This window comes from Priestia sp. 53B2 (genome assembly GCF_056099005.1).
The window spans coordinates 514,078-534,262 of the sequence record NZ_JBLZXA010000008.1; the positions used below are offsets into that span (position 1 = coordinate 514,078).

The 20,185-nt window shown below is 39.0% G+C and carries 18 protein-coding genes; 1 reads left to right on the forward strand and 17 read right to left on the reverse strand.

Annotation, left to right across the window (positions count from 1 at the left end; translation table 11 throughout):
* Positions 1-13: 13 nt before the first annotated feature.
* The 14 genes from spoVE to ACN6NE_RS06025 all read right to left on the reverse strand — a co-directional run bounded on the left by spoVE (position 14) and on the right by ACN6NE_RS06025 (position 17,401).
* On the reverse strand, positions 14-1,114 hold the full coding sequence (gene spoVE / locus ACN6NE_RS05960) for a stage V sporulation protein E (protein WP_013058959.1): 1,101 nt from the start codon (positions 1,112-1,114) through the stop codon (positions 14-16).
* A gap of 61 nt (positions 1,115-1,175) precedes the next feature.
* Complete coding sequence (gene murD, locus ACN6NE_RS05965) at positions 1,176-2,525, reverse strand: UDP-N-acetylmuramoyl-L-alanine--D-glutamate ligase (protein ID WP_013058960.1); 1,350 nt, start codon at positions 2,523-2,525, stop codon at positions 1,176-1,178.
* Positions 2,526-3,500 (reverse strand): phospho-N-acetylmuramoyl-pentapeptide-transferase, encoded by a 975-nt coding sequence (gene mraY / locus ACN6NE_RS05970; protein WP_013058961.1) that lies wholly within the window; start codon positions 3,498-3,500, stop codon positions 2,526-2,528.
* A gap of 61 nt (positions 3,501-3,561) precedes the next feature.
* Complete coding sequence (locus tag ACN6NE_RS05975) at positions 3,562-5,025, reverse strand: UDP-N-acetylmuramoyl-L-alanyl-D-glutamate--2,6-diaminopimelate ligase (RefSeq protein ID WP_129704558.1); 1,464 nt, start codon at positions 5,023-5,025, stop codon at positions 3,562-3,564.
* 211 nt (positions 5,026-5,236) lie between these two features.
* A complete protein-coding gene (locus ACN6NE_RS05980; protein WP_013084856.1) occupies positions 5,237-7,153 on the reverse strand; it encodes a stage V sporulation protein D in 1,917 nt (638 codons plus the stop codon).
* 69 nt (positions 7,154-7,222) lie between these two features.
* On the reverse strand, positions 7,223-9,469 hold the full coding sequence (locus ACN6NE_RS05985) for a penicillin-binding protein (RefSeq protein WP_129704560.1): 2,247 nt from the start codon (positions 9,467-9,469) through the stop codon (positions 7,223-7,225).
* A 5-nt stretch (positions 9,470-9,474) separates the two neighbouring features.
* Complete coding sequence (gene ftsL, locus ACN6NE_RS05990) at positions 9,475-9,834, reverse strand: cell division protein FtsL (protein ID WP_028410764.1); 360 nt, start codon at positions 9,832-9,834, stop codon at positions 9,475-9,477.
* A gap of 33 nt (positions 9,835-9,867) precedes the next feature.
* Positions 9,868-10,803, reverse strand: coding sequence for a 16S rRNA (cytosine(1402)-N(4))-methyltransferase RsmH (rsmH, locus tag ACN6NE_RS05995; protein WP_013058966.1), 936 nt, complete (start codon positions 10,801-10,803; stop codon positions 9,868-9,870).
* 334 nt (positions 10,804-11,137) lie between these two features.
* Complete coding sequence (gene bshC / locus ACN6NE_RS06000) at positions 11,138-12,763, reverse strand: bacillithiol biosynthesis cysteine-adding enzyme BshC (protein ID WP_474324870.1); 1,626 nt, start codon at positions 12,761-12,763, stop codon at positions 11,138-11,140.
* A 90-nt stretch (positions 12,764-12,853) separates the two neighbouring features.
* Complete coding sequence (locus ACN6NE_RS06005; RefSeq protein ID WP_013058968.1) at positions 12,854-13,237, reverse strand: DUF3397 domain-containing protein; 384 nt, start codon at positions 13,235-13,237, stop codon at positions 12,854-12,856.
* A 1-nt stretch (position 13,238) separates the two neighbouring features.
* Positions 13,239-14,120: a 2-dehydropantoate 2-reductase gene (locus ACN6NE_RS06010; protein ID WP_474324872.1), complete on the reverse strand. Its 882-nt coding sequence runs from the start codon at positions 14,118-14,120 to the stop codon at positions 13,239-13,241.
* A gap of 158 nt (positions 14,121-14,278) precedes the next feature.
* Entirely contained in the window at positions 14,279-15,820 is a 1,542-nt protein-coding gene (locus ACN6NE_RS06015) for an acyl-CoA carboxylase subunit beta (protein WP_013084862.1), read from the reverse strand.
* Between the two features lie 19 nt (positions 15,821-15,839).
* Positions 15,840-16,052: a biotin/lipoyl-containing protein gene (locus ACN6NE_RS06020; RefSeq protein ID WP_013058971.1), complete on the reverse strand. Its 213-nt coding sequence runs from the start codon at positions 16,050-16,052 to the stop codon at positions 15,840-15,842.
* The gene (locus ACN6NE_RS06025) at positions 16,049-17,401 is read right to left on the reverse strand and encodes an acetyl-CoA carboxylase biotin carboxylase subunit (protein ID WP_057243122.1); all 1,353 of its coding nucleotides are present in this window, start codon (positions 17,399-17,401) and stop codon (positions 16,049-16,051) included. The genes ACN6NE_RS06020 and ACN6NE_RS06025 overlap by 4 nt, the downstream gene beginning before the upstream one ends.
* A 313-nt stretch (positions 17,402-17,714) precedes the next feature.
* On the opposite strand from ACN6NE_RS06025, the gene ACN6NE_RS06030 reads away from it, so the two are divergent.
* Positions 17,715-18,185: an N-acetyltransferase gene (locus tag ACN6NE_RS06030; protein ID WP_013058973.1), complete on the forward strand. Its 471-nt coding sequence runs from the start codon at positions 17,715-17,717 to the stop codon at positions 18,183-18,185.
* Between the two features lie 81 nt (positions 18,186-18,266).
* On the opposite strand, the gene ACN6NE_RS06035 is transcribed toward ACN6NE_RS06030, so the two are convergent.
* The 3 genes from ACN6NE_RS06035 to rpmF form a co-directional block, all read right to left on the reverse strand.
* Positions 18,267-18,869 carry an RsfA family transcriptional regulator gene (locus ACN6NE_RS06035; protein ID WP_028411482.1) on the reverse strand — a complete coding sequence of 201 codons (603 nt, stop codon included), beginning with the start codon at positions 18,867-18,869 and terminating at the stop codon, positions 18,267-18,269.
* Positions 18,870-19,047: 178 nt separating this feature from the next.
* On the reverse strand, positions 19,048-19,815 hold the full coding sequence (locus ACN6NE_RS06040; protein WP_075419523.1) for an enoyl-CoA hydratase/isomerase family protein: 768 nt from the start codon (positions 19,813-19,815) through the stop codon (positions 19,048-19,050).
* A 168-nt stretch (positions 19,816-19,983) separates the two neighbouring features.
* Positions 19,984-20,157 carry a 50S ribosomal protein L32 gene (gene rpmF / locus ACN6NE_RS06045; RefSeq protein ID WP_013058976.1) on the reverse strand — a complete coding sequence of 58 codons (174 nt, stop codon included), beginning with the start codon at positions 20,155-20,157 and terminating at the stop codon, positions 19,984-19,986.
* Positions 20,158-20,185 lie beyond the last annotated feature (28 nt).

The following is a 20,185-nucleotide window of genomic DNA, read 5'->3' on the forward strand; positions in this document are numbered from 1 at the left end:
CAATTTTTTTCAATTAATAGCGAGAATATCTACTAACATTTAACAAAACTCCAACTGCTGCCAGCATGAGCGTCAGCGATGATCCGCCGTAACTTAAAAATGGAAGCGTAATTCCCGTAACAGGCATAAGACCTGTTACCACGCCTATATTAATCATGACTTGAATCGCAACCATTGAAATAATTCCTAAGGCTAAAAACGTTCCGTAAAGATCAGGAGCTCCGAGCGCTACTTTAATTCCTCTCCAAAGCAATAAGCTAAACAAAAGTAGAACAAGCGTTCCGCCGATGAAACCGAGCTCTTCTGCTAGAATAGCAAAAATAAAATCAGTTTGAGGCTCCGGCAGATAAAAGAACTTTTGTCTACTTTGCCCTAACCCTAATCCAAGCAATCCCCCCGGCCCAATTGCATAAAGAGATTGAATGATTTGAAACCCGCTTCCAAGCGGATCTTCCCAAGGATTTAAAAATGAGGTGATGCGTTTAATCCGATAAGGAGCCGATAAAACAAGCCCTACAAAACCGGCAACGCCAAGCAACCCAAGACCTGCAAAGTGACTTACTTTTGCTCCTGAAACAAAAATCATGACTAAACAAGTTCCAACAAGCACCGTTCCCGTTCCTAAATCCGGCTGCATCATAATAATGCCAAACGGTAAGAAAACCAGTAATAACGCCGGTAACATTCCTTTTCTAAAAGATGTAATTTTCTTCTGGTTTTCTGATAAATATTTCGCTAAAAATATAATCATAGCAAACTTCATAAATTCTGAAGGCTGAATCGAAAACGCTCCAACTCCTATCCAACTTTGCGACCCATTCCGTACTAGCCCTACTCCCGGAATCAATACAAGTACCAGCATAACAAAGCAAATGATTACAATTGGCTTCGCCCACGTACGCCACATCCAATAATCAATATTCATGATGACAAACATCGCGCATACTCCAAGCCCTGCAAATAAGAGCTGGCGTTTAGCAAAGAAAAAAGAATCATTAAACTTGTATGTAGCCCATACCGCACTTGCGCTGTATACCATAATAAGGCCGATGGTTAGCAAGGAAAGCGTAACGATTATGAGAAAAAAATCTGGGGTAGACCTTTTTGTCGACACTGTCACACACCTCTAAAAATAGATTAGGGCTAGTGTATTTTCTAGGTGTTTAGACAAGCCCTTATTTCAGTTTATGCACAGATTCAATAAAGATGTCACCACGTTCTTCAAAAGTTTTAAATTGATCCCAGCTTGCACAAGCAGGAGATAATAAAATAACATCTTCTTCATCTGAACAAGCATATGCTTCTGAAACTGCTTGTTTAACATTATCGACACGTTTTACAATTTGTATTCCCGCTTCTTTTGCTACACGTTCAATTTTAGGAGCCGTTTCACCAAACGTAATCACAGCTTTCACATTTTTAAACTCTTCTTTTAAATCATCAAACTCATTGCCGCGATCGAGTCCACCTGCAAGTAGAATCGTCGGCTGCGAAAAAGCGGAAAGAGCTACTTTTGTAGCAAGCATATTCGTAGCTTTAGAGTCATTATAAAACTTACGTTTGTTGATTGTCGTGACATATTGAACGCGATGTTTAACACCAGCAAACGTTGTGAGCACGCGGTAGATAGCTTCATTTGAACAGCCGTACAGCTTCACAACGGATACAGCTGCTAAAATGTTTTCTTGATTATGTTTACCTGGCAGCACCACATCTTTTAACGACATCACTTCTTCATCTTTAAAGAAAATCGTTTCGTTTTTAATATACGCTCCTTCTGTCGTTTGAGCTGTAACAGAAAAAGGTACTTTTGTGGCTTTAACATCTGCACTAGCTTTCATCACTAGCTCATCATCCGCATTAATAACGGCAAAGTCTTCACTTGTTTGATTGTTAAAGAGATTTGCTTTAGCTTTGATATATTCCTCTTTTGTGCCATGATAGTCTAAGTGAGCATCAAACAAATTCAATAATAAAGAGATTTTCGGACGGAATTTTTCAATTCCCATCAGCTGAAAAGAAGAAAGCTCCGTTACAATTACATTGTCCTTTGTTGCTTTTTGCGCCACTTCACAAGCTACTGTTCCAATATTTCCAGCAATCAACGGCTGCTTTTGATCTTCTTCTAACATTTTATAAATTAGCGTTGTTGTTGTTGTCTTCCCATTGCTTCCCGTAATTCCGATAAAAGGAGCTTCGCTAATTTCATAAGCTAATTCTACCTCTGTTAAAATCGGAATATTTCGCTTTAATGCTTCTTGCAATAGAACATTTGAATACGGAATCCCAGGGTTTTTTACAATAACATCCGCTTTGTCTAAAAGCTCAAGCGGATGATGTCCACAGACAACTTCAATACCCGTTTTTTCTAATTCCTGTGCTGCTACGTTCTCTTCGTACGGTTTTTGATCATTAACGACTACTTTAGCACCAAGCTGTTTAACTAACTGAGCGGCTGCTAAACCGCTCTTGGCTAATCCTAAAATAAGTACTTGTTTACCTTGATACGTATTGACTGATTTCATTTAAATCCACACCTCGATATAAATTCCAAGCATTGCAAATAATAGTCCTACAGCCCAAAAAGTCATAACTACGCGCCATTCCGACCAGCCGCTTAGCTCGTAATGGTGATGAAGCGGGCTCATTTTAAACACACGTTTTCCTGTTGTTTTGAAAGATGCGACTTGAATAATAACAGATAGTGTTTCAATAACAAACACACCACCGATAATAACAAGCAAGAATTCCATTTTCATTAAGACAGCCACCGTAGCGATAGCTCCTCCTAGCGCTAAAGAACCCGTATCTCCCATAAATACTTTTGCAGGATGGGCATTAAAAACTAAAAATCCTAACACAGCTCCTACTACAGCAACTGAGAAAATAGATAGCTCAAACTGCTCTGCATTCCAGGCAAGAACTGCAAATGCACCAAAAGCAATCGCACTTGTACCAGATACAAGTCCGTCTAATCCATCCGTTAAGTTAACCGCGTTTGAAAAACCAACAAGCCAGATGATGAGGAAAACAACATAAAACCAACCTAAATCGATTGGGTCTTTAATTCCAGGAATCGTCACTTCAGTTGAAAACTCAAACTGTCTTGCAATAAAGTAAAAAATAATTGAAATGACAACCTGACCTAAAAACTTTTGTTTAGATGTTAATCCAAGGTTACGCTTTAACACTACTTTTATAAAATCATCTAAAAATCCTAATAAACCAAATCCGATTGTGACAAATAATAATAGAAACGTCTTATATGTAAGTTCTGCATATTGATTGACCATAATAAGAGTTGCCACAATAATAGATAATAAAATCATGATACCGCCCATTGTAGGTGTACCTGATTTTTTCTGGTGAGATTTCGGGCCTTCATCACGAATACTTTGACCAAACTTTAATCTTCTTAAGAAGGGAATAAAAATCGGCGACAATACAACCGTAATCAAAAAGGCTACGCCGATTGTCAATAAAATTGATTGTTCTAGCACGATGTTCCCTCCTTAACTTCCAACTCATTCCGACTCATTTTGTTCTCTACCCATTTCATTACTACTTTCGCTCCTCAATCATTTTGCGTGCTACTTCTCGATCGTCAAAATCGAATACTTTTTTACCAATAATTTGATAGGTCTCGTGCCCTTTTCCAGCAATGACAATAACATCATCTGCATGCGCTGTTTCCACTGCATGGCGAATAGCTTCTGCACGATCAGCAATCGTCACATAGTTATCTGTATCCAAACCTTCTTCCATATCTTTCAAAATAGCCAGTGGATCTTCACTTCGTGGATTATCAGATGTCAAAATAGCTTGTGTACTGTATTCAGCTGCAATTCGAGCCATGATTGGTCGTTTTGTACGATCTCGATCTCCGCCACAACCAACAATAACATATATATTGCGTTTTGCGAATTCTTTTACAGTTTTTAACACGTTCTCTAAGCTGTCCGGCGTATGGGCATAATCGACGATAACCGTAAAATCTTGCTCCGCATCAACCACTTCAAAACGCCCAGACACGCCTTCTAACACTTTTATTTCCTCGACAATAACTGACAGAGGAATGCCTGATACTAAACATGCAGCCGTAGCCGCTAATACGTTGTAAACGCTGAATTTTCCAATAAGCTTCATTTCTACACGAACCGTTTCTATCGGTGTTGTCAAGTCGAACGTTGTGCCGCTGTTTGTAATTTGAATATTTGTTGCACGAATATCACTTTCACGGTCAATACCATAGGTAATCACTGTAGCAGCCGTGTTTTTAATATATTCCTCGGTTGCCGCATCATCGACATTAAGAACAGCAAATTTAGGACGATTATGGTTATAAGCGTTTCCTAACTGTGCAAATAGCAACCCTTTCGCACGACGATAATCTTCCATTGTATGATGATAGTCCAGGTGATCTTGCGTTAAGTTACTAAATACCGCCACGTCAAAGTCGCACCCGTGTACGCGTCCTAAGTCAAGTGCATGAGAAGATACTTCCATTATCGCTACTTCTACATCCTCCTCCACCATTTGGTGAAATGTTTTTTGGAGCGTCAGCGATTCAGGCGTTGTGTTTTTCACATCATAAGACGTATCACCAATACGAATTTCAATCGTTCCAATTAGACCCGTCTTTTTATGTTGTGATTTAAAGATATGCTCAATTAAATGTGTAATCGTTGTTTTTCCATTTGTACCTGTTACACCAATTAAATGCATTTTTTGTGTGGGCTGATTGTAGAAAGCATCCGCTAGCACTGCCATTGCTCGCTTTGTGCTCTTCACGCGTACAACAGGCACTTCTACATCCACAGGCTTTTCTGCTAAGATTGCTACTGCCCCTTTTTCCACAGCCATCTGTGCAAAGCTATGGCCATCAACTGTATAGCCGTCTATACAAATGAACAATGCTCCGGGCTTAACTTCTCTTGAATCCATTTCAATTGACGTAATATCAATATTCTGTTCAGGAAGCTGAACAAAATCATGTAAATGTGTTAGTAGTTCTCGTAAATCCATTCCTACCATGTCCTCTCTATTTGTAAAGTGAAACGTTTGTTATAAGACGCTATGGCAACTATTCTTCTTTTTCTAGCACCTAACCTATTACATTTTACAGAAAAAGAAGCCCGGAGGGAACACCCCCAAGGCTTATTTGTTGATTTCATGTTCACACGCAGAGTAACCTGCTGATTATCATGCAAGGAAGAATAATGGTTTATAGAGATTTTTATTTTCCCATATAAATTCTAACCGTTTCGCCTTCTTTAACTTTCGTTCCGGCTGCAGGAGACTGCTTGACCACTTTATCTCCTTCGCCACTCACATCTAATTTTAAATTAAGTAGCTGTTCTTGTAACTCTTTTTTTGACATTCCTACGACATTTGGTACTTTTATCATTGGTGTGTCCAGCCACGTTAACTCTTTTTCAATTTGTCCTTTACGCGGTTTAACGTCCATCACACGCAAACTGTCTTCAATCATTTTACCTACAATCGGAGCTGCTACAACTCCACCAAACTGAATGGTGCCTTTTGGATTATCAACCGCAACATACACGACAATTTCAGGGTTATCTGCTGGTGCAACACCGATAAAAGAAACGATGTGATTATTTTTCAAATACTTTCCATTTTGAGCTTTCTGCGCAGTACCCGTCTTTCCTCCAACGCGGTACCCTTCCACAAAAGCTCCTTTTCCGCTTCCTTGTGCTACTACACTTTCAAGAGCAAAACGCACTTGCTTAGACGTTTCCTCGGAAATAACTTTTCGCTTAGCAACCGGCTTATGACTGCTTACAACTTTTCCGGTAGTTGGATCCACCCACTCTTTTGCAATATAAGGTTCATAAAGCGTTCCACCGTTTACGGCTGCGGAAACAGCAGCTACTTGTTGAATAGGCGTAACAGCAACCCCTTGCCCAAAAGCTGTTGTAGCTTGTTCAACCGGCCCTACGCGCTCAAGCGGGAACAAAATTCCTTTTGCTTCCCCTTGTAAATCAATACCTGTTTTTTGACCAAAGCCAAATTCTTTAATGTATTTGAACAATTTCTCTTTTCCTAACCGTTCCCCAAGCTCCACAAAACCAGGGTTACATGAGTTCTGTACAACTTCTAAAAAAGACTGCTGTCCATGTCCGCCTTTTTTCCAGCAGCGAAGTCTCGCTCCTCCAACTTCCGCGGCTCCATCATCGTAAAATTGATCTTTTAGTAAATCCACTTTCTTTTCTTCAAGAGCAGCTGCCAGTGTAATAATCTTAAACGTTGATCCGGGCTCATATACGCTCCAGATTGGAAGATTGCGATTATACACCTCAGGCTTCACATTTTTAAAATCCGTAGGATCAAAGCCCGGACGACTTGACATACCTAAAATTTCACCGTTTTTAGGATTCATGGCAATGGCAATCATACCATCTGGATTATAAGCTGTCTGAGCATTATCCAACTCACGCTCCATGATCGTTTGTACACGTGAATCAATGGTCAATCTCAAATCCAGCCCGTCCACAGGTGCTGTGTAGTCATCGGCTATATTGGGCATCTTTTTACCTTTAGCATCCGAATACAATTTAACTGAACCTTTTTGTCCTTTTAGCTCTTTATCATAATATAATTCAAGGCCTGTTAACCCTTGATTATCTACTCCCGCAAAGCCTAATACATGCGACAAATAACTTCCAAACGGATAGTACCGCTTCGAATCCTCAGCTATATATACGCCTTTTAAATTTAAATTTCGCACTTCATTTGCTTTCGCATGTGAAATTTTTCTTCCTTCAGGACGCAAATATACGCTAGAAGAAGCTTTTGTTATTTGTTCATATACTTTTTCTTTTGATGCTCCCAGCACTTTCGCTAACTTTTCAGCCGTAACAGCTGGATTCTCAACTTGTCTTGGCATAACTAAAACGGTCGGTGCACTTTTATTTGTAGCAAGTGCCACATCATTGCGATCTAGTATCTTTCCTCTTTCAGGTTCAAAAGGAATATTCCGACTCCATAAGTCTTTGGCTTTTTCAGTTAGCGTATCCCCAGTCAGCAACTGTACATATCCAAGCCTTGTATCAATAATCAAAAACACAATAAAACCGACAAACAAAACAATGGCTAGCCTTTTACGAACTGTGACTCCTGATACCCGCATATATTAGAACCTCCTCTGAATCGGCTCGTTCCAATATATGCTTGTACAGGGTTCACTAGAACTTATTTTCTAGTCAAGTTGCTTATCGTCTTTTTTACTATCAGACTCACTTTTTTCCGTTTCTTTTAACTTATTTAACGTGCTTGAAAACTCTTTAGGCGTTTCAAGTTCCACTTTCAGGTACGTTCCTGCTTTTAGCGGATCGCCTGCTTTAATACTTTGACTTACAACATAACCATTTTCAAGTGCGCTAGGTCGAACGTTGACAAATTCACTAAAGCGAATAACATCACGATGTGAAAAACCTGTTAAATCAGGCATTGTGGCTTTTCCATTTGTCTTAATAAACACGCGTTGACCAGTGACAATGGTATCAGAAGTCGGTGATTGGCTTTCTACCGTATCTCCTTTACCTATTACAACAGGAACAAGTCCTTTTTGTTTTAAGTCTTTTACGGCACTATCAACTGATTCGTTAACGTAAGACTTAAGCGTAATTTCTGAATCTACTTTTTTATCTTCTGTTTTCTTTCCGTCTTCGTCTGTTTTTTCAGGCTCCACCCCTAAGTACTGCAGGCTGTTTTTCATCACCGGATTAAATACGGCTGTAAGCGGCGCAGTACCCGTCTCTTGAGGCGTGAGAGTTGGATTTTTAACGGCTACATAGACAAGCAGCTTTGGATCTTTAGCAGGTGCAAAGCCCATAAAGGAAATGAAATTTTTCCCGTGTCCATGCAAGTAGCCTCCGTTAGGACCAGGAATTTGAGCTGTTCCCGTCTTTCCAGCGACATCGTATCCTTCAATCGCGTAAGGTTTCCCTGTTCCGTCATCAGAAGAAACAACGGTTTCTAAAATATCTAGCGTTTCGTTCGCTGCTTTTTTAGAAATAGGTTGTCCTACTACGGTAGGTTTCGTTTTCTTAATCGTTTTCTTATTTGTTTCATCGACTACTTGTTTAATCACGTAAGGCTTCATCATTTTCCCGTCATTTGCAATCGCAGTAGCCGCTTGAATTTCTTGAATAGGCGTAAAAGCGGACGCCTGTCCAAATGCAGTGGTTACGCGGTCTCTCGGATACTTCGTCACTAACTTGCTAGAAGCTTCGTTTGGCAAGTCAATTCCCGTTTTATCCATAAAGCCAAACTTGTCCAAGTATTTATACAAACGGTCGGTACCCAATTTTTCGTTGGCTAAAATGGCAACCGCTACATTTGAAGACCTTTGAATTCCTTCATTAAATGTAATAGCTCCCCAGCCGACCCCGCCGTTGTGGTCGTTAATCGGAACGCTGTTTTTCGTTACTTTATAAGATCCCGACTGATAGCGGTCTTCGCCGTTATAGACTCCTGCATCAATCGCGGCTGCTAACGTAAAGATTTTCATCGTTGAACCAAGTTCATAGCTGTTTTCAACAAACGGATTACGATAAGAAGTGATATCACGAATATTTGGGTCAAATGAAGGGCGGTTTGACATCGCCAAAATTTCACCGGTTTTCGGATTCACTACCGTCGCCATTAGCTCTTCTGGTTTATATTCTTTAGCAGCAGCTGTCATTGCATCCTCTAAAAACGTTTGAATTTTTTCATCAATCGTAAGGGTGACGCTGTCTCCATTTTTCGGAGCTACAATTGACTCTTTTGGATCCGGAAGCTTAATTCCATTTTTAGCAGCTTCGTATTTTACATATCCATCTTCTTCAGAAAGCTGCTTATCAAATACTTTTTCAATTCCCATTTTCCCTACGATTTTACCCGTATCATCTTTTTGCGCGTATCCTAAAATACTTGAGGCGAATACACCGTTTGGATAGAAGCGCTTCGAATCGCGTAAAAACGTGATGCCTGGGAGATTTAGTTTCTCAATTTTTTGTTTTAGCACGTTATCAATGTCACGGCCTCCGGGACCAAGTTCGACTTGGAAGACGTCTTTAGACATCATTTTTTCAAGTTTAGACTCATCCATCTTCAACAATGGGGCTAATTTTTCAGCCGTTTTTTCTGGGTCTACTACGTGCTGCGGGTGATCTTTGTCTTTTGTTTGTTTTTTATCTAAAATCGCCACAACCGTATAAGCACCCGTGTCTTGGGCGATTGCTTCTCCGTTTCGATCGTAAATCGTACCGCGCTGTCCTTCAATTTTAGACGTTCGCGTATGCTGTTTTTGTGCAATTTCGGCTAAAGCTTCTCCATCTGCTTTGCCCGTCGCTTGGATGTAAAAGAACCTGATGGCTAATACAAAAAAGAGCAATGCAAATATTAAAATTAATATTGCTGCTCCTGTACTAATATTGCTATTTTTTCTTGGCGTAGTCATCGCAATTAATCGTTAACGACTTTTACGTTATTTTCATTCAATTTTAGTCCAAGTTCTTTTGCTTTTGTCCAAATACGATCGTATGCACTTAACTCTGTTACCTGTAATTTTAACTCATTGTTTTTGGCTTCTTGCTTGTCAATCTTTCCATCGAGTGATTGCACTTCCTCACTGATGCTATAAAGCGAAGATTGATTTGAAATGATTTGCACAGACCCAAACAGCATGAGTGCGACAAATCCAGAATACACAATTTTTTCACCAACCGTGATTTTTCTTTTTGTCTTCCGAACAACTTGACGTACCGTCTTTTGCTGCTTCTGCTGCTGATCTTGCTCTCTTACTTTGTATGCTGCATTGTTCATTCTCGTCCCCTCCTCTTTGATAAAACCCTTTAATTACACTAATTTCTCAACAATTCGAAGCTTTGCCGAACGCGCGCGCTTATTTTCTTCTATCTCTTCTTCTGAAGGTAAAATAGGTTTTCTTGTAATAACTTTCATTTTAGGTTTAAATTCTTCTGGAATAATCGGCAGTCCATGCGGAAGCTGCGGAACCGTGCTTGCATTTTTAAACGCAACTTTACAAATTCGATCTTCAAGTGAGTGGAAGGTAATAACACTTACACGTCCACCTTTTTTGATCACATCCATTGCCTGTTCAATTGCATCTTCAAATACTTGAAGCTCATCATTTACAGCAATTCGAATAGCCTGGAAAATTCGTTTTGCCGGATGTCCACCCGTTCGTCTAGCTGGCGCTGGAATACCATCTTTAATAAGATCAACCAGCTCTAGCGTTGTTTCAATTGGCTTAGACTCTCGATATGCTTCAATTTTGCGGGCAATTTGTTTCGAAAACTTTTCTTCTCCGTATTGGAAAAAGATTTTCACAAGTTTTTCATAAGGCCATTCATTTACTACGTTGTACGCAGAAAACATTGAGTTTTGATCCATGCGCATATCAAGCGGGGCATCATGATGAAAGCTGAATCCTCGCTCTGGTGTATCCAACTGAGGAGACGAGACTCCAAGGTCAAACAATACTCCGTCTACTTCTTCAATTCCGTGTTTCATTAGCTGCTCTTTTAAATAGCGAAAATTACTTTTGATTAGAATAACTCTGTCTAGATACGGGGCCAATTTCTCTTTTGCATTTGCAAGAGCGACATCGTCCTGATCAAACGCAATTAATTTCCCTTTTTCTGATAGCTGTTTTACGATATATTCACTATGACCTGCTCCGCCAAGCGTGCAGTCGACATATACTCCATCCGGCTTAATATTTAAGCCTTCCGCTGCTTCTTTAAGCAAAACAGTTGTGTGATTAAACATTATGACACCTACTTCTTTCTAAACTACTTAGTTATGTATACAAAAAGCAAAAAACGGTGTTTTTCTTTGATATATATACACGTTTATATTATATATCAAAGTTCAACATTATTTCAGCTATTTATATAAGAATTAAGTAGAATTTTGTCTTTTTGTCACAAATAGTGTCATTTTGTTAAAAGCAGGACATATTCGTAGAATAAAATGTAAGGAATATAAGGTTTTTTTGTGTAATTAGAAATAAATACCTTATAAGGATTCAATTGGTTGACATTCACCTTGTAGACTTTTTCTCTTTTCCAAAATAAAAATCCTGCTTTTCAGCAGGATTTTATTAGACATAACAGACTTTCAACTGGTGATTTAATTCGACTTCAGCACTTAGTAAATCTGACACAAATTGCATACCATAACGGTTTAAATAATACATAATATTCCACATACGTTCTTGTGGAGCATTGTAGGGGCGAAGAGCAAGTTCAATTTGAGCATATTTTGAATGCTTCACATCATGCTTAATTAGCTGTTTGGATTCGACAATCTTTTGAATGGTTTCAAACTGCTTTTGAATAATCCCTCGATTTTTAAGCATGACTTCATCAAATGTTTTGTCTTCTTTTTGAATATTTTCACGAAGAGTTTTATGAATTTTTTCGAAATCTTCTTTCGCTTTTTCAAAATACATTTCGTATGGGTTGTGAACTTCTGTCTTAAGCCAGTGCTCCCTCTCTGCATCTACGCCTTCGTTCACTACGTTAGAAAGGTCTAACTGAAGTTCATCCATATACTTCTCGATATGTCTTTCTACGATTGCATAGGATAACCTAGGGACCACGGGAGGCATTTTAAAGCTAAATAAAGAAAATGCTTTTTCAAGCTCTGCCCAATACGCTACTTCCCCGGGACCTGCAATAAACGCAAGGGTAGGAAGTAAGTACTCCTGCATAAGGGGTCTAGTCACAACGTTGTTACTAAGAAGCTCAGGCGTTTGTTTAGCAATTTGAACCAGCTCTTCTTTAGACAGCGCGAGTTCATTTTGCTTTCCAACAAACTGCTCTTGTTCTGCATCTCTTTCTAAAAGTACTCTGTTTTCGTTGTGTGAATAAAAGAGATGAGCCGTTTCTTCTCCCACTTCAATCATTCGTCCGTATTGTTTTTGAATCTCTGTTTGCTGTTCCATGACGGCTGACGATAATTTGTCATTTTGTTCAATTAACGTCACAAAGAAAGAAGATTCAATGCTGCGCACTTCTTTAGAGGCTGCATCCATTAAAATAAGACCTGACTCTGCGAACATTGTGGTAACCAAATGAGCAAAGAAATCGACATAGGTACGTGATTTATCTAACGCCTCTAATACAAAGTGTAATACCTGGTTTGTATGCGCCGTTTCGTTAAACGTTTGAAATACATCACGAACCCAGCTTCTACAGGCTTCATGGTCTAGTTCGATTTGAGAAACCATTTGCTTTTTCTTTAAAGAATGCTTTAGCGTTTTCTTTAAAAGCTGGTTTTTATGCTCTGTGTATACATGGTTGATCTCAGCAAAATCATGATCTTCTCCAGCAATCCAAAATACCGGAAGCACGGGCACGTTTAAAGCTTCCTCTTGTTGTTTAGCTAGGAGCACAATTGAAATCACTTTATGAATGGTGTACAAAGGACCCGTAAGCAGCCCCGCTTGCTGACCTCCAACGACCACTACGCTGTTAGGATCTTTTAGCTTTTTAATATTTTCAATCGTCTTAGAAGATGCTCCGTAGCGCTTATTAAAATCAAGCAGATACTCAGCAAGCTGTTCTCTTGGATAAGACTGCTTTTGAACATCCGCTAAACGTTTTTCATATACGTCTTTTTCGTGTATATTATAATGAAAAAAGGAAAGTGCTTGCTTTTCACCTTTTATGTAATCGTTCGTTAGTTTGTTTCCCGCCTTTAAAGAGACGTCTGTAATCTCCATGAAAGAACTTCCTTTCTTTTCCTAATACTTATATTCTCTACATATAGCTTCATTATCCATAATGTAACTGCTCACGTCTAGTAACATGCTTTACAGAGAGGAAATACGAAAAGCGATTCCACCTATATTTAATACAATATGTGCAATAAGAAACAAAACAAAATTCATCCGAAAGAACCCTTTCGCAATAAGCTTCATTTCTAAGTCATGTTTGACTTTCCAATGTACAAACATCATAATCATTGCTACAACTAAAAGGACTAACGCAATCAACCACAAAAAAGAGTGCCCGAAAATTTCCACAGCTGCATAATGCACGGACAAAATAAGAAAAACCGTAGTAATGTACGTTGCTATGTGGACAGATTTCCTTTTATTTTTCGTCAGTTTGCGTAAAAGCATGTATAGAATAAAAAAACCAACGAGCGGCAGAGTGACAAACGTCGCAAAAACTCCAGCAATAAAACTTCCCATGTTAATCACCCTTTTCTTCTTCGATTCCTTTTATTGACCCATATAAAAAGTCAACAATAGGCGTCGACGTTCTTTTTTCAGCAGCTTGTGTTTGAATATAGCCTAAAATAGCATCAATTTCTGTTTGCCGCCCCTCCTGTATATCTTTTAGCATAGAAGATTGATTTGTACTCGTGCGTGAACAAACCCCCAGCGCATTTTCCCAATAATTAAAAGCTGAATCCAGTTTTAACACAGCAGCAATCTCTTCAAACAATAGACGCATCGTTTTATAAAAGTAGCTGTTGTGAATCAGCTGCCCATTTTTTACCCGATACAGCGCCGTAAGAGGATTGATGAGCGCATTTACAACTAATTTCTTCACCAGCATTGCATACCAATCTGTTTCAATCACCCAAGGAAAATTCACAATTGGCAAGATAGACTCCATTTCTCCTCTGTACGAAGCAATACGGGTTGTTCCTATCCCTGTATGATGGACGCTATCCATATTTGTACGCATTGCCCCGTGTTCAACTGTACCCAAATAGAGAGTGCACTGCGGGAGATTTTTGAGAATTTCAATATGGCTCATACCGTTTTGGATAAACAAAAGGGGAGTATGTATAGTAAGGGTTTGAATAAAAGGAATTATCTCTTTTAAATGATACTGTTTTACAGTAATAATGATTAAATCTGCTTCTTTTATGTTTTTTTCCAGAGGGATAGCACTGACTTTTTTAATGTGATGTTCCCCTTGTCTATGTAAGGTAATTCCATTTTCGTTAATACACTTTGCTTGAGTTTTTGTTTTCGTATACAAGGTTACATCATAACAATCTGATAAATACGCGCTAAACAACAGACCTAATGATCCTCCTCCAATAATACCTATAGTTTTCATCGTATTTTTTGTTCCTCTTTCTATTATTGAGTTTCATTTTAGCAAAAAAATGCTTTGAATTAAATGCATTCTTAAAATTTTACCTATTCATATAGCCCGTGTGATTAAAAATCACCGGGCTTGTTGTAAATTATTTAGAGTGATCCCGTTTTTTTCTATTATACGGGATACACCGGATGTTTACGACGGCTAAAGGTCACATTCTTTGTTTCATATAATCGAAAGCGGTCAATTAAAGTTCGACGCAGTTCGTTAGCAGGAACGATGTCGTCAATAATAAGTTCAGAAGCCAGCGTATAGATATCAATGTGTTCTTTATACTCCTGCTGTTTCTGTTTAACAAACATAAACCGCTCTTTCGGATCTTCAATTTCATTAATTTTATTAGAATAGACGGCATTTACTGCGGCTTCAGGACCCATTACGGCAATTTGAGCAGTAGGTAATGCAAGGCAGCAATCCGGTTCAAAAGCTGGACCAGCCATAGCGTAAAGCCCTGCGCCATAAGCTTTGCGCATGACTACGGAAATTTTAGGAACTGTAGCTGAACTCATCGCTGCAATCAATTTTGCTCCATGTCTAATGATGCCTGCTCTTTCTACTTTGGTTCCAATCATAAATCCAGGTACATCCGCTAAAAATAGCAAAGGAATATGGAAGGCATCGCACAGTTGAATAAATTTTGCGCCTTTATCTGCTGAATCTACAAACAGCACTCCTCCTTTGACCTTCGGCTGATTGGCAATAATCCCTACTACTTTTCCATCTATTCGTGCAAGCCCTGTTACCAATTCGGCGGCAAACAGTTTTTTCACTTCAAAGAAGCTCCCTTCGTCAATAAGGGTATCAATTGCTTCATAGATATCAAATGGAACATTTTGATTCTCCGGAATTAGTTCTACTAAATCCTTTGTCTGCTTAGGTTCTTTAGCTTTTTGTACTTTAGGCTTCTCTTGATAGTTTTGTGGAAAGTAGGTTAAATAAGATTTGGCATACGAAATAGCTTCTTCTTCAGAATAAGCTAACACATCTCCACATCCGCTAACGCTGCAGTGCATATGTGCTCCTCCCATTTCCTCTAGCGTAACCTTTTCTCCAATAACAGCTTCGGCCATACGCGGCGAACCTAAGTACATAGAAGCGTTTCCATCTACCATCACAACAATATCACAAAATGCAGGGATATAAGCCCCTCCAGCTGCTGACGGACCGAAGAGCAAACAAATTTGAGGAATGACGCCGGAAAGTTTTACTTGATTGTGAAAGATCCGTCCAGCTCCTCGGCGGTTTGGAAACATATCTAATTGATCCGTAATACGTGCTCCTGCAGAATCCACTAGGTACAGCAAAGGCACATGCAGTTTTTCTGCTACTTCTTGAATCCGAATAATTTTCTCTACTGTTCTGGCCCCCCAAGACCCTGCTTTTACAGTAGAGTCATTAGCCATTACACAAACCGTTTCACCGTTTACTTTTCCAATTGCAGTTACAACACCGTCTGCCGGCAACCCTTCGGCTTTATTATTTGCAAACATGCCGTCTTCTTCATATTTCCCGTCATCAAATAAAAGCGCTAAACGATCTCTTACAAAAAGCTTCTGTTGTTTTGCAAGTTTCTCTTTGTACTTCTCCGCGTTGCCACGCTCTACTTTTTGACGATTTTCATCATATTTTTTCTGAGATTCACCTGTATGTATCATGATATCTCTCCTTTATGAGTTATGAAATAGTCACCAAAACGTCGCCTTCGTTCACAAAATCCCCCACGGCTATATGGACAGTCTCCGCGATACCAGCTTGATCGCTTTCAATAGGAATTTCCATTTTCATAGATTCTAATACAACAACAACTTCTCCTTTGGCTACACTTGCACCTTGCTGAACAAACACATTAAATACCATGCCTGCCATTGTCGCTTTGATTTCACTCATTGTGGTGCTCCTCCTTTATTTAATACTGTTGATAATAACGATGTGTTATAGGTGCCTTTTTCATATAACTCTTCATTTAACAACTGCTTAAATAGAGGAATATTCGTTTTGATTCCCTCTACAACAGCTTCCGTAAAATATGATTTAGCTAGTTCAATTGCATTTGAACGCGTACGACCAGTAATGATAACTTTTGCAATCATTGGATCATAAAAAGGTGTAACCGCATTCATATCACTGTAGCCGCTATCTACGCGCGCATAGGTTCGCTCCGGCAAGTGATAACCCGTAATTTTTCCTGGAGCCGGTAAAAAAGTAAACGGATCTTCTGCATAAATTCGAAATTCAATGGCATAGTTATTTGCTGCTATTTCCTCTTGCACACGAGGAAGCTTTTCGCCGCGCGCAGCTAAGATCTGCCACTTAACTAAATCGACCCCTGCAATTTGCTCGGTGATCGGATGCTCAACTTGCAGCCGCGTGTTCATTTCAAGAAAATAAAAATTTTCGTCTTCATCCACGATAAACTCCACCGTACCTGCATTATAATATCCGATTGCTTTAGCCGCTTGAACGGCTTGGTTTTGCATGGCTTGTCGCGTACTTTCTTTTAAAGAAAGCGCAGGGGCTTCTTCAATCACTTTTTGATTTCTTCTTTGTACAGAACAATCGCGTTCAAAAAGATGAACGACATTACCATGCTGATCTCCAAACACCTGTACTTCGATATGTTTTGCGTTTGTGATAAGCTTTTCAATAAACATTCCTTCTTGACCAAAATATGCTTTTGCTCTTGCTTTTGTTGAAGCATACACTTGTTTTACTGCTTCTTCGTTATCACAGCGCACCATCCCAATTCCGCCGCCGCCTCCGCTTGCTTTTAACATAACGGGATATCCAATTAGACTCGCTACTTTACAAGCCTCTTCAACTGACGTCACATCGCCTTCGCTGCCGGGGACAACAGGTACACCCGCTTCTTTCATCGCGGCACGAGCAGCAATTTTGTCGCCCATCATCGAAATGATTTCGGGAGAAGGACCGATAAAACAAAAACCTTCATCAATCGCTCTTTTAGCAAATGCACTATTTTCCGATAAAAATCCATATCCAGGATGAATGGCATCTACTTTTTCTTCATGACTAATTCGCAGCAATTCTTCTACATTCAAATATGACTTTTGCACAGGAGGCTCTCCAATTCGACGTGCTTTTGTAGCCGCTTGAACATAAGGAAGTTCTGCATCTGCATCGGAATAGACAGCCACCGTTTCAATGCCCATTTGTTTGCATGTATGAATAATACGAAGAGCAATTTCTCCTCGATTTGCAATCAGTATTTTTTTCATCTTTCTCTCCCCTTTCCTCAAATTTCTACTTTCCCCCATATAATTCTACAATAATTTTAAAACTCCTCTACAATTTTTGAAAACGCTTTCCATTTGAATCTCCCTTTCCTTTTGCTTCCTTTCTAAAAATTGATGCTTATAGTATTGTATTCTTCGTATTTAACTGAAAGAATTCATTTTTCTTTATGCGCATTGAACATTCGTTCACCAATCATGAAAACAGAATATTTTGTATTTTTGTTATATAATATTAGATGAACGAACCAAGCCAGTTCGTTCGCCTAGCAAGGAGACATAACAAGGGGGATATGAGATGAATTACGAAGTGAAGCATTTAAAAATTAATTTTAAAACGCTAGAAGAGTTCAAGAAATTCAAAGAATATGGCATTCAAGAACTTTCAATGCTAGAAGAATTACATGCTAAGATTTCCGATAATGAAATAAATTCTCCGTTTTACGGCATTTATTTTGGAAATAGCTTAGTAGCTCGTATGAGTCTCTATAAGCGAAACAAACAGTACGATCAATATTTCGAGCCGCCTCAAACGTATATTGAAGTGTGGAAACTTGAAGTGCTCAGTGATTTTCAGCGCAAAGGATTAGGTCAAACGCTCGTTGAATATGCCAAATCCTTTCAATTACCTATCAAAACAAGCCCACGAGTAAAATCGAGTGATTTTTGGTCAAAAATGGGGTTCGTACCTGTAACGTATGATATCGATCGCGATTTGGGAGAAAACCCTCTTATTTGGCTACCAAACGGTGTAAGCGAACAAAAATAAACAGCTGATTTCCAGCTGTTTATTTTATATCTATGTGGTATATATGATCAACATGAAGTAGGGAGCATTCAAACTATCGCTTTACTTTTGAACTTTTTCTAAATTTAAATTTTTATCCACTTGAAATTTCACTTTTCTACTTTTTTCATCCTCTTTTAATACAACCATTTTACGAGCCCTCTCCATAATTTCAATAAGAGCTTTATAGTCATCTTCCACAATTAACAAGTTGTTTTGCAAAGCTTTTTTTTCTTTTTCCAAAATCGTTACTTTCTCTTGTAAACGTTCAATCTTTTGCTGCAGTTCTTCATTAGCTTCGAGAAGCTCCGACGAGTGTTTTTGCCCTTGATCTACATTTTCTAAATACTTAATTACCTCATTAAGCGAAATATGTTTCTCTGCTTCCATATATGATAAGCGTGCAGGCTGCTCGTCATCTTTTGAAACAGTTCTTGCTTTTAATTCTTTTCTCTGTTTTTTCGCAAGATCAATACCAGTCTTGTATTGTTTGCGCACAAAAGAATTCCAGCGGAAGCCACAAGCTGCTGATGTTCGTGTAAGTTTCTTCCCCACTTCTTCAAATGCAGCTAGCTGAGTGCCACCTTCACGTATATGACGCAGTACAATTTCTGCGAGTAATAAATCTTCATCATGAGTCCATGCATCTTGACGAGAAGAAGTCATTTTTCTATCCCTCCTTATCCGTACTTATTAAATGAATATGCACCTACTAGATAAGATAGACTATTGTTCCTCTTCTCAATCAAGAAAATCTTTCATATACTTTGAAGCAAAATGGGAAACCCGTGATTCTTTCATCTTTCGCTTATTCACTATATTGCTATGGAAATGCAGTTCATAACTATGTTTTTTTAACGATGACCTTTTGAACCGCCTCTTCATGCTCAGGCGACTCCCACAATATCGAACAGCGATGAATTTCTTGTTCCATCCGATTCCAAACCCGGCTTTGCTCCCATTTCTCAATAGCGATTTCTTTGTAAGCTTGCAATACCTGGGTCGGTTTATGAGTGATAGGCGCTAACCACTCCTCACACCTCATAGTTAGCTCTTTAAACGACGTGACATAGGAAAGAAATCCAATTTGCTTTGCTCGTTCTACTCCATACAGCTGAGCACTGTAGATCATTTCCATCGCTTCTTGATAACGCAGCTTTTCAAGAAGAATGGTTCCTCCTCCCCAGCCTGTTGTAATTCCTAAATTCCCTTGAATAAAGCCCATTTCGCTATGTGTTGCACTTATACGGAAGTCACATGCAATCGCAAGCTCACATCCTCCTCCAACCGATGTTCCATTCAAAAGGGCAACTGTTGGTTTTGGGAGTGTTAAAATCTCATAAAGAATTTTCCCCATTTTCGTTAACATTTGAGACGCCTCTTTCGAAGTCTTTAGCTCATGAAATACGCTTAAATCTCCTCCACTGCAAAATGCGTCTGAACCAGCACCTGTAATTACAAAAGCTTTTACTAACTGATTATGTTTCACATAATCTACAGCTTGCTGCAGTTCATTCATAACATCATAATCAATAGCATTACGCTTTTCAGGACGATTAATCACAAACGTAGCAATGCCTTGGCTTGTAGTAAACAGCTCGCTTTTTTTCATGCTTTTTCCTCCTTATAGACAAGGTATGAATCCTTTTACAACAGTAATTGTTTATTTAAAAAGAGTTCTTGTTCTATAAGAAAAATCCTTCTCTTCCAAAGGGCAGAGAAGGAAAAAAGGCAAAAAAATAAAAGACCCTTTAAGAGGGTCTTTTATTTAAATAAGCAATTATTTGCTTACTACGTCATTTCCTTTGTAAGTACCACAAGCTTTACATACGCGGTGTGATAGTTTCATTTCACCACAATTTGGGCACTCTACCATACCAGGAACTTGTAATTTAAAGTGCGTACGACGCGTTCTTTTCTTCATTTTAGATGTTCTTCTAAAAGGTACAGCCATTATTCCCACCTCCTTAAAAGAATTTTAA

What these genes read in the sequence shown, in the direction of transcription:
- murD (WP_013058960.1), bottom strand. Translation starts at nt 2,525, where the DNA reads ATGAAATCAGTCAATACGTATCAAGGTAAACAAGTACTTATTTTAGGA.
- ACN6NE_RS05975 (WP_129704558.1), bottom strand. Translation starts at nt 5,025, where the DNA reads ATGGATTTACGAGAACTACTAACACATTTACATGATTTTGTTCAGCTT.
- ACN6NE_RS05980 (WP_013084856.1), bottom strand. Translation starts at nt 7,153, where the DNA reads ATGCGGGTATCAGGAGTCACAGTTCGTAAAAGGCTAGCCATTGTTTTG.
- ACN6NE_RS05985 (WP_129704560.1), bottom strand. Translation starts at nt 9,469, where the DNA reads ATGACTACGCCAAGAAAAAATAGCAATATTAGTACAGGAGCAGCAATA.
- ftsL (WP_028410764.1), bottom strand. Translation starts at nt 9,834, where the DNA reads ATGAACAATGCAGCATACAAAGTAAGAGAGCAAGATCAGCAGCAGAAG.
- rsmH (WP_013058966.1), bottom strand. Translation starts at nt 10,803, where the DNA reads ATGTTTAATCACACAACTGTTTTGCTTAAAGAAGCAGCGGAAGGCTTA.
- bshC (WP_474324870.1), bottom strand. Translation starts at nt 12,763, where the DNA reads ATGGAGATTACAGACGTCTCTTTAAAGGCGGGAAACAAACTAACGAAC.
- ACN6NE_RS06005 (WP_013058968.1), bottom strand. Translation starts at nt 13,237, where the DNA reads ATGGGAAGTTTTATTGCTGGAGTTTTTGCGACGTTTGTCACTCTGCCG.
- ACN6NE_RS06010 (WP_474324872.1), bottom strand. Translation starts at nt 14,120, where the DNA reads ATGAAAACTATAGGTATTATTGGAGGAGGATCATTAGGTCTGTTGTTT.
- ACN6NE_RS06015 (WP_013084862.1), bottom strand. Translation starts at nt 15,820, where the DNA reads ATGATACATACAGGTGAATCTCAGAAAAAATATGATGAAAATCGTCAA.
- ACN6NE_RS06020 (WP_013058971.1), bottom strand. Translation starts at nt 16,052, where the DNA reads ATGAGTGAAATCAAAGCGACAATGGCAGGCATGGTATTTAATGTGTTT.
- ACN6NE_RS06025 (WP_057243122.1), bottom strand. Translation starts at nt 17,401, where the DNA reads ATGAAAAAAATACTGATTGCAAATCGAGGAGAAATTGCTCTTCGTATT.
- ACN6NE_RS06030 (WP_013058973.1), top strand. Translation starts at nt 17,715, where the DNA reads ATGAATTACGAAGTGAAGCATTTAAAAATTAATTTTAAAACGCTAGAA.
- ACN6NE_RS06035 (WP_028411482.1), bottom strand. Translation starts at nt 18,869, where the DNA reads ATGACTTCTTCTCGTCAAGATGCATGGACTCATGATGAAGATTTATTA.
- ACN6NE_RS06040 (WP_075419523.1), bottom strand. Translation starts at nt 19,815, where the DNA reads ATGAAAAAAAGCGAGCTGTTTACTACAAGCCAAGGCATTGCTACGTTT.
- rpmF (WP_013058976.1), bottom strand. Translation starts at nt 20,157, where the DNA reads ATGGCTGTACCTTTTAGAAGAACATCTAAAATGAAGAAAAGAACGCGT.